The sequence below is a fragment of the Microbacterium sp. zg.Y909 genome (assembly GCF_024626565.1).
In genome coordinates this window covers 1-11,567 of the sequence record NZ_JANJFJ010000125.1, presented here as the reverse complement: position 1 = coordinate 11,567, position 11,567 = coordinate 1, and the positions used below count along the sequence as shown (strand labels likewise).

General features: G+C 70.1%; 11 protein-coding genes. 3 read left to right on the top strand and 8 right to left on the bottom strand.

The annotated features are described in order from the left end of the window. Window positions 1-299: DUF1295 domain-containing protein (locus NQ160_RS10900; protein WP_257515266.1), on the bottom strand; the 299-nt coding region annotated here is incomplete at its 3' end. Window positions 300-394: 95 nt separating this feature from the next. On the opposite strand from NQ160_RS10900, the gene NQ160_RS10895 reads away from it, so the two are divergent. Both NQ160_RS10895 and NQ160_RS10890 read left to right on the top strand, forming a co-directional pair. Next, on the top strand, window positions 395-1,489 hold the full coding sequence (locus tag NQ160_RS10895) for a Gfo/Idh/MocA family protein (protein ID WP_257515265.1): 1,095 nt from the start codon (window positions 395-397) through the stop codon (window positions 1,487-1,489). A 2-nt stretch (window positions 1,490-1,491) separates the two neighbouring features. Further along, on the top strand, window positions 1,492-2,448 hold the full coding sequence (locus NQ160_RS10890) for a family 43 glycosylhydrolase (RefSeq protein WP_257515264.1): 957 nt from the start codon (window positions 1,492-1,494) through the stop codon (window positions 2,446-2,448). Here the strand turns inward: NQ160_RS10890 and NQ160_RS10885 are convergent. Continuing rightward, entirely contained in the window at window positions 2,421-3,161 is a 741-nt protein-coding gene (locus tag NQ160_RS10885; RefSeq protein WP_257515263.1) for an alpha/beta fold hydrolase, read from the bottom strand. The two genes, NQ160_RS10890 and NQ160_RS10885, sit on opposite strands and share 28 nt — an antisense overlap. 88 nt (window positions 3,162-3,249) lie before the next feature. Between NQ160_RS10885 and NQ160_RS10880 the strand changes: the two genes are divergently transcribed. Continuing rightward, on the top strand, window positions 3,250-3,948 hold the full coding sequence (locus NQ160_RS10880; protein ID WP_257515262.1) for a helix-turn-helix transcriptional regulator: 699 nt from the start codon (window positions 3,250-3,252) through the stop codon (window positions 3,946-3,948). A gap of 7 nt (window positions 3,949-3,955) precedes the next feature. On the opposite strand, the gene NQ160_RS10875 is transcribed toward NQ160_RS10880, so the two are convergent. The 6 genes from NQ160_RS10875 to NQ160_RS10850 form a co-directional block, all read right to left on the bottom strand. Continuing rightward, window positions 3,956-5,299: an HNH endonuclease signature motif containing protein gene (locus NQ160_RS10875; RefSeq protein ID WP_257515261.1), complete on the bottom strand. Its 1,344-nt coding sequence runs from the start codon at window positions 5,297-5,299 to the stop codon at window positions 3,956-3,958. A 143-nt stretch (window positions 5,300-5,442) separates the two neighbouring features. Further along, window positions 5,443-8,136: an exo-rhamnogalacturonan lyase family protein gene (locus NQ160_RS10870; RefSeq protein WP_257515260.1), complete on the bottom strand. Its 2,694-nt coding sequence runs from the start codon at window positions 8,134-8,136 to the stop codon at window positions 5,443-5,445. Beyond that, window positions 8,133-8,783 carry a YesU family protein gene (locus tag NQ160_RS10865; RefSeq protein ID WP_257515259.1) on the bottom strand — a complete coding sequence of 217 codons (651 nt, stop codon included), beginning with the start codon at window positions 8,781-8,783 and terminating at the stop codon, window positions 8,133-8,135. The genes NQ160_RS10870 and NQ160_RS10865 overlap by 4 nt, the downstream gene beginning before the upstream one ends. Beyond that, entirely contained in the window at window positions 8,780-9,661 is an 882-nt protein-coding gene (locus tag NQ160_RS10860; RefSeq protein ID WP_257515258.1) for a carbohydrate ABC transporter permease, read from the bottom strand. The genes NQ160_RS10865 and NQ160_RS10860 overlap by 4 nt, the downstream gene beginning before the upstream one ends. Continuing rightward, entirely contained in the window at window positions 9,661-10,629 is a 969-nt protein-coding gene (locus tag NQ160_RS10855) for an ABC transporter permease (RefSeq protein ID WP_257515257.1), read from the bottom strand. The genes NQ160_RS10860 and NQ160_RS10855 overlap by 1 nt, the downstream gene beginning before the upstream one ends. Window positions 10,630-10,685: 56 nt before the next feature. Further along, the coding region (locus NQ160_RS10850; protein ID WP_257515256.1) for an extracellular solute-binding protein at window positions 10,686-11,567 on the bottom strand (882 nt) is incomplete at its 5' end.

Below are 11,567 nucleotides of genomic sequence, written 5' to 3'. Positions count from 1 at the left end.
GTCATCCGCTTGCGCAGGATCGCCCAGCGGTAGTCCTCCATGCCCGAGTAGCCGCCCTTGCGGGCGAAGTTGAAGGTCAGTCGCGCTCCCCAGAGGGTGACGAGCGCCGCCATCAGCACCGAGCGGGCGGCATCGCCGCCGTCGGCGATCACGGCGATCGCGAAGATCCACGTGTAGGCGATGGGCACGATCGACCAGACGCGGTCGACCCATGAAGTGTCCTTGGTGATGAGGGAGAGGAGCCAGCAGGCCGCGGACGTGACGGCTGCCAGCAGCAGGACGAGCAGAAGGGGGTCCATAGGCCTCAGGCTAACCACGTGGCGTCTGCTGTCCAAGGGGTGGCGGGGGAGTCTGCGGATAGCGCTTTCCCTCCAGCGCTTCTAGGGTGGAGTGCGTGACTTCCTCCCTTCGCTGCGTGATCGTCGGCACCGGCGCCGTCGCGCACTTCCACGCCCGGGCTGTGCAGGCCTACCCCCACGCCGAGCTGGTTGCCGTGAGCGACATGAGCCGCAGTGCCGCCGACGCGTTCGCCGCCCAATGGGGCGCGCCGACCGTGTACGACACCCTCGACGACATGCTCCAGGCGGAGCGCCCCGACGTCGTGCTGATCTGCACGCCTCCCGGCGCCCACGCGCCCCAGACCCTCGCCGCCTTCGCCGCCGGCGCGCACGTCGTGGTCGAGAAGCCGCCCGCGCCGTCGCTGGCCGAGCTCGACGAGATGCGGCGTGCCGCAGATGTCGCGGGCCGGCAATTGGCGGTGGTGTTCCAGCAGCGCACCGGCACCGCGGCGGCGCACGTGCGGGGGCTTCTGGGCAGCGGCGCGCTGGGCCGGCCCCTCATCGCGGTGTGCCAGACCCTTTGGTTCCGTGACCCCGCCTACTTCGCAGTTCCGTGGCGAGGGTCGTGGGAGACCGAGGGCGGCGGGACGACGCTCGGTCACGGCATCCACCAGATCGATCTGCTCGCGTTCCTTCTCGGCGACTGGACGAGCGTGCAGGGGCGGCTCTGGCGGCTCGATCGCGAGACGCAGACCGAGGATGCCTCGACGGCCACCGTCACCTTCGCCGGCGGCGCGGTGGCGCAGCTGGTCACCAGCGCGGTGTCGCCGCGTGAGGTCAGCTCGATCCGCATCGACACGCAGAAGGCCACCGTGACCGTCGATCACGTCTACGGCCACGGTCACGAGAACTGGCGCATCACCCCGGCGCCGGGGTTCGAGGAAGGGGCGGCGGCGTGGGCGCTGCCGGATGCCGAGGAGCGCAGCGACCATGCCCCGCTGCTGCGTGACGTGTTCGACGCCCTCCGCACCGGGTCGCCGCTGCCGCCCACCGCCGACGCCCCGGCGCGGTCCCTGGAGCTCGTCGCCGCGATCTACGCCTCGGCTGCCGCCGACGGCGCCGTCATCACCCCTGCTGACCTCGCGGCGCACCCGACGCACCGCACCGGGTTCGCAAGCCCCGTCGCTGACATGCGCGGGGTGGGTGCGTGAGCGTGGATGCCGCGCCCGCGGTGCCGGCCGAGCTGTACCGGGACCCGATCTACGACGGCGCGACCGACCCGACCGTCGTCATCGCGGACGGCACGTGGTGGATGTTCTACACCCAGCGCCGCGCCACCCACCCCGATCCCGGACCCGGCGTCGCGTGGGTGCATGGCAGCCGCGTCGGCGTCGCGCGCTCCCGCGACGGCGTGGCCTGGACCTATGCGGGAACGCTCGAGCCGGATGCCGCGGGCCTCGCGCTCGAGCCGGGGCCGCCGCCGGCCGACGTGGATGCGACCCACTGGGCACCCGAGATCGTGCACGACGGCGAGCGGTGGCGCATGTATCTCACCGAGATCGACGGCGTACCCGACCGGTGGCCGGGTTTCGCGCGGTCGATCGTGGAGTACGTGTCCGACGACCTGGCGCGCTGGGAACGCCGCGCGCCACTTGCGCTGGCCAGCGACCGGGTGATCGACGCCGCCGTCGCCCGCACCCCCGACGGCCGGTGGCGCCTCTGGTACAAGGACGAGGCCGCCGACAGCGTCACCAAGGTCGCGGCATCCGACGACCTGTCGAACTGGCGCGACGAGGGCACCGCCATCGGAGGCGCGCCCCACGAGGGTCCGTACGCGTTCGAGCTCGGCGGCTGGTGGTGGATGATCGTGGACGAGTGGCGGGGGATGGGCGTGTACCGCTCCGACGATGCCGTCGCGTGGGAGCGCCAGGGTGGGCCGGATGCCGTCATCCTCGGCGCCGGCGCGGTCGCCGGGCCCGGATTCGGCCACCATGGGGCCGCCGTGCGCGACGGCGGCGACGTGTGGTTCTACTACTTCGGACACCCGGCCCGGGCGGCGGAGCCCGACCCCGAGCGCGAGAGCGTCGACGACCGGCGGTGCGCGGTCTACCGCGCCAGGCTGTGCGTGCGGGGTGGCGTGCTTCAGTCGGTGCGAGAAGCCGCTGACTGAATGACCTCGGCGAGCTCGCGGGGCCGGCTCCACATGGGCCAATGCCCCGTCGGGAGGTCGATGACGTCCAGGTGCTCGAGGTTCGCGACCTCGGCGAACATGGGATGGCCTGCTCGGGCCAGCTCCAGCACCTGCGTGCTCGGCATCGAGCAGCACACCAGGGTGGTGCGGACCGTGCGGCGGGCCTCGTCGGTGAGTTCGACGGGCTGGCGGAGCACGGGGCCGGGCTCGGGTACGGCCTGAGCCCGAAACCGCGCGAGGACCTCCGCGCTCAGACCCTCGAGGCTCGCCTGCTGGGCAAGGACGTCGAAGGGCGGCAGCGGAAGGTCTTCCACCTCCTCCGGCAGATCCGGCGCGAAGACGCTGCCCGGCGCCGCAGGGCCGGAGTCGACCCACACCACCCGATGGACGAGCTCAGGGTGGCGGTCGAGCACGAGGCTGACGGGCGCGTTCGCGCCGCTGTGCGCGACGATCGTCGCGGGTTGACTCTCGGAGACTTCGAGTCGAGCGATCGTGTCGAGGATCGCTGCGGCTTGATCGTCGAGGGTCCTCGACGCACGCTCCGGATCGTCCGCGTCGAGACCGGGAAGGGTCATCGCCGTGGCGCGAGAGCCGTGGGCGTCGAGGCGCTCGAGGACCTCATCCCACGCCCAGGCGCCCAGCCAGTGGCCGGCGATGAGGATGATGGTCGGGCGGCTCGTGCTCGTTGTCATGTCTCGACTTTCGCACGCGCTGCGGACAGGTGTATGTCACTGTTTATGTCATGAATTCTCGGTCCATGACGTCGCCACGGGTGCAGCGATGAAGCGAACCGAGCGGCTCCATGCACTGTCGGAGATGCTGCGTCGCAACGGATCGCGGGGCTGCTCTGCCGAACGGCTGGCGAGGGAGTTCGGCGTATCCGTGCGGACGATCAAGAGAGACCTCGACGCGCTCGAGAGCAGCGGGTCTCCGATCTGGTCGCGCCCCGGTCCCGGCGGCGGCTACGGCATGGTGGTGGGAGCCTCGCTGCCACCCGTCACCCTCTCGCCGACGCAGGCCGTGGCGCTCATGGCGGCCGTGTCCGCCGCGCCCGATGCCCCGTACGCCGACCTGGCGAGAGTCGGGGTCCAGAAGATCCTGGACGTCCTCGATCCCCGAACACGAGCACGAGCCGACGAGCTGGCCGGCCGCGTCTGGGTGAACGCGGTTCCCCCTTCTTCGCGCGTCGTCAGGTCGGCGCTGGAGGAGGCGATGGCCGAACAGCGCGTCGTTCGTCTTCGCTATACGGCCAGAGATGGGACGACGACCACCCGCGACGTCGAACCCGTGCTCTTCGCCTCCACGAACGGCCAGTGGTACCTCGTCGCGTGGTGCCGACTGCGCGAGGCGATGCGCTGGTTCACCGTGTCGCGCATCGAGCGGGCCAGCGTGACCCGGACGGCCTGCGCCGGCCACACCGTCGACGAGGTCGGAGAACCTCCGGCGAACGCCAGACCGGTGCACGGCCGGGGCGAGTGAACCGAACCTAGAACGGTGCGGGCTCTTCCGTTGCGGCGAGGGCCATGAACTCCAGCACCCGCCTCGGGATGTCGACATAGACCCGCCCTGTCGGACTCGTCCACTCGAGGATGCCGTCGGGTTTCTGCACGACGCTCCACGCGGTGCCGTGTTTGACGGGGTGATGTCGGCCGGGGCAGAGGTTGGCGAGGTTGGTGACACGGGTCGGTCCGCCGAGGGCGGCGTCGATGGTGTGGTCGCCGTCGCAGAGTCTGGCGGGCCTTCGACAGCCGGGGAACCGGCAGTGCTCGTCCCTCGCGTCGAGGAGCCGGCGCATCTGCACGCTCGGCCGGTAGGTGTCGACCTGCAGCACCGCCCCGGTCGTGGGGGAGGTGAACAGTCGTTCCCAGATCGGGGCGGTCGCGGTGAGGTGCCGGGCGGTGTCGGGGCCGATGGGCCCGTACCCCACGAGTTCGGCGGGTTCGGTGCCTTCACCGGTCAGGGTCGCCGCGGGGATGGTGATCTGCACGTGCGCGGTGATCGCCGCCGTCTCGGGGATGCTGCCCGCCGACACCGGGGCGGTTGCGTGCCCGGTGAGGAGCAGGTCGGTGAGCACATCGGCGCGGACCTGGTCGGTGGTACGCCTGTCGGTTGCGAGGGCGTCAACGCCCGCAGTCTCCGTCCCGTTGACATCCGCTTGCGCGGCCTTGGCCGCCGCAACGATCTCCCGCGCATGCGCGGTGAGCCGTTCCCGGATCGCGTATGCCAGGGGTGCGGGAAGCACCGCGGCGAGCTCCGCCATGCCGTCGTCGAGGTCCCGCACCCATACCCGCCGCCCGGCCGCGGCTTCGGCGTGCCGTTCTTCCAGCGGCACCGGGTCGAGCTTCTGGGCGAGCATCAGGATGATGGGCTTCGCCCGGCCGGGGGTCTCCCGCTCCGCGACGACCAGCGCGGCCTGCTCGAACCGGGCTCGGGCGCCGGGGTCGGTGATGCGCGCCCCGGCATCCTGGATCACCCGCACATGGGCGACGTCGATGCGGCCCGATTCCAGCGCGGCCAGCGTCGCGGGGAACCCGTCCACGAGCACCGCGGCGTCCCGCATCCGCTCCTGCATGCCCCGGTCGGAGCGGCGCATCGCGGCAGCGAGTTCGGCGGCCATCCCGCGACGCGGCATCTCCCGTTCCCGCCCCTCACTTGTGGGGATGCGGGCGGTCTCCTCGGCCGCGAGAGCCTCAGCGCGCGCAAACCACTGCAGCTCCTGCGCCTGCAGCGCGGCGATCGCCCGCCGCGTCTCCTCCGCCCCGGAGATCACCGCGCCGCGCGAGGCGGTGGCGATCGAGGTGATCGAGTCGGCGATCGGGGAGGTGTTCATACCCCCGATCCTGCCGACCCCCTCCGACATTCAGGGAACCGTAATCCCCAGGCTAAACGACAATTGTGGATAACCCGCGACGTCCGCAGGCTGTGGAGAGGGCGCCGCGTCCGGCTGTGGACGAGCGCCCCGCCCACCGCACCCTACCCCCGCGGCAGCCGATCCCCGATCAGCGCGAGGTTCTGGATCGCCGCCAGCCCGTACTGCGCGGCGTCGTTCGTCGACACCGTCGGCACCTCGTCCACCGGCTGCAGCACGTGGGGCGGCTCGATCCGCTGCAGCGCGAAGTCGCGGCGGTGCACGAGCCACTCGCCCATGCCCTCGAACGCCCGCCACGCGAGCGTGGCCAGCTCGTCGTCGTCCGCGTGCCGCGCCGCCCAGGCAGCCAGCCGGCTGTGCGCCTGCTCGAGGTGCACGCCGGTGAAGGCCGCTCCCACCGCCCGTTCCTGCTCGGCGGGCGTGGCGAGGTACAGGCGGCAGTACTCGTACCAGGCGTCGGCGAACCTGGGCACGTCGACGAGGGAGATCAGCTCGCTGCACACCTCGACCAGCCCGAACACGGCGCTGAGGTGAGACACCGAGATGCGGTCGCGCGTCGTCTCGAACCGCCCCGCGTCGAGGTCGTACAGCGCTTCGCCGGTGAGGAAGCCCCGCGGCATCGCGGCGATGTCGGCCATCGTCCCGAGCAGGCGGTCGCGCGAGCGCTCGTTGCCGGTGCGCTCCCAGTCCGCCAGCCACGTGGCGGCCAACGCCCCCCAGTCCGTCCCGAGACCGACGGCGAGCGCCCCGCGGTCGGGTCGGTAGGTCGCGGCATCCGTGCGCACCTTGCGTGTCGGGTCGGTGTCGAGGAACCGCTCGTCGCTGTCGCGCAGCTCGGTCAGCAGATCGCCGACCCGCTCATCGGCGGTGAGGTAGTGGTAGAACCGGCGGTACACCGGGCTGCTGATGCGCAGCTGCTTGGCGCTGCAGCCCCAGTGCTGCACGTTGTGGCGTGACCCGAGGCCCTTCCACCGGCCCACGTGGTAGACGTCGACCTCGCCGGTGTGGCGCGTCATGGCCTCGGCGAGGCGGAAGACGTCGGCCCGACCTGTCCGCAGGTAGGAGTACCAGAGCCACAGATCCGGGGAGAGCTCGCTGTTGTCCCATGCGTAGCCGCCGACGTCGTAGCGCCAGACGTGCCGGTCGTGATCGTAGGCGTGCATGACGTCGCCGTAGTTCCAGAAGCCGTACCAGCGGCGCTGGTCGATCTGCTGCAGGTAGAACGACAGCAGGAAGTCGATGCTGTCCTCGATCTCTGCACGCATCGCGGTGCTGCGGTCCACCGGTGCCCAGTCGCCGAAGACGCCCGCCGCGTGCACGGCGTGCGGTGTCGGCTGCAGGAGCGGCGGCTGCTGCACGTGGGCGACGTCGAGCGCCAGGTGCTCGATCGGCGGGGTCGCGGCGTACGCGAAGAACGTCAGCTCGTGGGTGCGGGCGATCCCGTGCGCATCGCCGAAGCCCGGCTCATAGTCCTCGTAGGTGATCTCGAGTGCGTCGAGCTGGCTGGCGTAATCGTCCTGCCCGAGTCCGTCGTGATAGAACCGCACGTCCATCGGCTGCGCGTCGGGGGCGTGCAGCCACGCGGTCACGGTGGCCCGCTCGCCGGCCATGCCGCGCACATCGAGTTGGCCGGGATGCGATTGCCAGAACGACCGCACCCCCACGCCGAACCCGCCGTCGGGATCGCTCACCGACACGAAGCCCTCCGCGCGGGTCCCGGCGCCGGCGTCGATCCACGCGTGCCCCGGGGCGGTGCGCTTGCGGATGCCGAACCCGTCGGCGCTCAGCTGAGCGAGCGTCACGTCTCCCCACGCGGGGATGACCGAGAGGCGGGACGAGACCTGAGGGTTCCACTCCGTGGTCGGCGGCGTCCGCCGGCCGGCGATCTGCGCCGCGCGCACGTCGGCGCCGGGGTCGCGGCGCAGGCCGGTGATGCCGCGCACGGCCTCGGCGAAGAAGCCGCCGTCGGCGCCGGCGATGCGCACGTGGCGGTCGTGCAGCTCGGCGCGCAGGGGCACCTCCGCGCGCACGCCGAGTCCCGCGACGAAGTCGGTGGCCGCCTCGCCGTCCCAGATGACGGTGTGGACGACGCGGATGCGGTCGCTTCCGGCGAGGACGACCAGCCGCACGGTGAAGGGCAGCCACTCCCGCGGGCCGTCGATGGCGCGGTGCGCGCCCTCGATACGTACGACCGCGCGCACCGGGCCCCGCTGCTCGACAGCGACCGAGGTGACCCGGGAACGGAACGGATGCCGCGGGCCGTGACCGCCGTCCTCGGGGAGGTCGTGCTGCAGCAGGCTGACGAGGTGGGCGTTCTCGGCCACGACGACATCGCCGCGGCGGAGTCGTCGGAACAGCGTGTCGACATGCTGTGCGCCGGATGCGTCAGGTGCGCCGGCGGCGCCCGGTATCTCGATCTCGAGGGTGAGTACCCCGTTGCCGACCACGACGGTCCCGTCGCCCTCGTGCACCGTCACCGGGTGAGCGGGCGCCGGCCCGGCGGCAGTCGCCTCACCGGCATCCGGGGCCGACTCGACCGTGACCTCGTACTCTTCCGGTCGGTCGGTCGCGCCCAGGGCCGCCCCGGCCCACTTGAGCGATCCGTCCGGCCAGGTGGCCAGCGGCCAGAACTGCGCCGGGACCGCGTCGCCGCCGACACGTCGCAGACGCAGGGCCTCGGGCGAGGCCGCTGCGCCGCGCGGTAGGGGGAGGCCCCACACCGAACCGCCGGGAAGGCGTGCGGGTGGCACCTCGTCGAGCCAGCGGAGAGGCACGGTGACGGCGGGGGAACCGGTCATAGCGAGTGGACCTCCAGGTTGCGGTAGCAGGCGATCAGCGGCGACATCTGACGGAACCCGATGCGCCCGCCGCCCACGCGCGGGCCGGTGGATTCGTCGTCAGTCCAGTCGAACAGCGGCAGGCCGTCGATGGAGAACGTCACGTGCCCGGTATCCTTCACGACCTCGACGCGGTAGAAGGCGCCGCGGGCGTCGGCGACGGGCGGCAGTGGGTCCGCGCCCTGGGTCACCAGGTGGAAGCCGGGCGACTTGCGCAGATTGCAGGTGTGGAAGGCGCGCTCGTCCTCCCACCGCCGCCGGAAGTACGACACGTGCAGCGTGCGGATGTCACCCGAGTGGTACTGCGGGTAGGCGCCCGACCGCGGCGCGACGCCGTCGTCGAAGATGCCTCCACCGTCGGCCGCCGACGCCCCGAAGAACAGCATCGCCAGCCCCGGTTCCGCTCGCGGGGAGAAGTCCCACGAGATGCGCACCCGGTCCCCGAACTCCTCGGGGCACCACAGGGTCCAGTGGTCGTTGGGACCGCCCGAAGACGACAGCAGCAGACCGTCGGCATCCGCCGCGGCCGAGACCGGGCCCTCCGCGATCCAGCCCGCGATGTCCTCCGGACCGGCCAGGGTGTTGCGGTAGAGCAGCCCGCTGCTCATCCCTTGACCGAACCGATGAGCATGCCCTTGGCGAAGTGCTTCTGCAGGAACGGGTAGAAGAGCAGGATCGGGAGGGTCGCGACGACGATCACGGCGAACTTGATGCCCTGAGCGGGCGGCAGCTGGCTCGGGTCGGCCTCGATGATCGAGAGGTCCGTGGCGACGGTCACCTGGCGCAGGAACATCTGCAGCGTCCACATGGAGTTGTCGTTGAGGTACAGCAGCGGCGACATGAAGTCGTTCCAGATGCCGACGGCGTAGAACAGCGCGAACGTCGCCAGGACGGGCTTGGACAGCGGCAGGATGACGCTCCACAGCGTCTGCAGCTCGTTCGCGCCGTCGATCTTGGCGGACTCCTCGAGCTCGTCCGGCAGCTGCTGGAAGAAGTTCTTGATGATGATGAGGCTGAACGGGTTGATCGCCGCCGGCAGGATCAGCGCCCAGTACGTGTTCAGCAGGCCGAGGTCCTTGACCATGAGGAACGTGGGGATCATCCCGCCCGAGAACACCATCGTGAACACGATGAGTGACAGCATCAGGCGCCTCCCCGGCAGGTTGCCCTTGGAGAGCGGATACGCCATGGATGCCGTCAGCAGCAGCTGCACCACGGTGCCGACCGCGGTGACGGCGATCGTGGTGATCATTGCGCGGAGGAAGGCCGGGCTCGTGAGGATCGACTCGTACGCGCGCAGGCTGAAGGTCTCGGGCCAGAGGAAGAACGACCGGGTGGCCAGCTCCGATTCGGTGGCGAAGGAGCCCGCCGTGACATAGATGAACGGCAGCATCGCCAAGAGGCCGAGGCCCACCAGCAGCACGACGTTGAAGACGTCGAACACCCGCCCTGCAGGCGTGTTGAACCGATACTTCTCGCGAGCCATCAGAAGATCCCCGTCTGGTTGGAGCGGCGGGCGAGCCAGTTGGCCCCGAAGATGAGAATGACCCCGACGATGGCCTTGAACAGGCCGACCGCGGTGCTGTAGCTGTAGCTGCCCTGCGTGATGCCCATGAAGTACACGTAGGTGTCGAAGACGTCGGCCACCTGACGGTTGAGCGCGTTGGTCATGAGGTAGATCTGCTCGAAGCCGGTGTTGAGCACCTGACCCATCTGCAGCACGAGCATGACCACGACGGTCGGCATGATCGACGGCAGGGTGATGTGCCACACGCGCTGGAAGCGCCCGGCGCCGTCGATGATCGCCGCCTCGTACTGCTCCTGGTCGACGCTCGCGAGCGCGGCCAGGAAGATGATGGTGCCCCAGCCGGTGTTCTTCCAGATGTCCTGCAGCACGATGATCGGCCGGAACCACGCCGGGTCGGTCAGAAAGTTGATGTCGGTGTTGAACAACCCGTTGATCATCTGGAACAGGGGCCCGATGTCGAGGGCGAACAGCAGGTACGTCAGCGAGGCGACGACTGTCCACGACAGGAAGTGCGGGATGTAGATGAGCGTCTGCACCGACCGCTTCACGATGTTCACGCGCAGCTCGTTGAGCAGCAGCGCCACGACGATCGTCAGGGGGAAGGCGATGATGAGGCTCAGCAGCGCGAGGATCAGCGTGTTGCCGAGCAGTCTCGGGAAGTCAGGGCTGGCGAAGAAGTCCTGGAAATGCGCGAACCCCACCCACGGGCTGTCCGCGATACCGAGGAACGGGACGTAGTCCTTGAAGGCGATGATCGCCCCGCCCATCGGGCCGTAGCGGAACAGCGCGAAGTAGATGATGCCGGGCAGCAGCAGCAGGTAGAGCCACTTGAACTGCGTGAAGTGCACGCGCACGCCGGCGCGGCGCTTGCGGGGCGGGACGATGAGAGCCTCGGTGGCTGCCACCGACCTGTCGAGAACGACCATGGCGGGTCCTGTCTGGGAGGGAGGGGCGGATGCCGTGGCATCCGCCCCTCTCGGACTCAATCGGCCTGAGCGGCCAGCTCGTTGATCTCGGCGATGATGTCGTCGCCGCCGCTGGAGCGCCACAGCGCCACCGCGTCGGTGAGACCCTTGCGGTCGATCTGGCCGGCGATGTACTGGATGCGGGCGTCGGAGACGATCGTGTCCAGCTGCGCGCCCTTGGAGACGTACGTCTGTGAGACGAAGGCCGCGGCCGGGTCGTACACCGCCGACTCGAGGTCGGACGCCTCGATGGCCTTGCGCTTGTCGTACATCTCCTGCTCGTACGCGCTGGCCTGCTTGGGCAGGTGGCCCTGGAAGCCGGCGACGTTCATGCCGAGCTGCGAGTAGCTCAGCACGGCATCCTTCAGGTCCTGGGGCGCGTCGTCGACGGGCACCGCCAGCTCACCGTCGAGGGTGTAGGTGACGCCCTCGATGCCGTTGTTGAGGATCGGTCCGGCCTCGGCGGAGTTGAGCTTGTCGAGCACCTCGAGCACGGCTCGCAGATCAGCCTCGGTGCGCACCTTGTCCTTCGGGATGGCCAGGAACCCGCTGTAGCCGGTGGTCGGGTGGGCGTAGAGCTCGCCATCGGGGCCGGTGAGGTTGCCCGCCACGTCCACGTAGTTCTGGAAGTTCTCGGGGTCGGATTCCTTGAAGAGGTTCATCAGCACGCCCGCGCGCGAGTGCACGTCGATGATCATGCCGCCCTTGCCGTTGAGGAACGGCTCGTTCCAGTTCGCCGAGTCGAAGGTGGCGTAGTCGGGGTTGATCAGACCCTCGTCGACCAGGCGCTTCTCGTAGTCGACCGCTTCGAGCCACTCGTCGGTGGTGAAGTTCGGCACGAGTTCGCCATCGCGCTCGGTCCAGCGGTTGCCCGCACCGTGCCACGTCTCGATGACGTC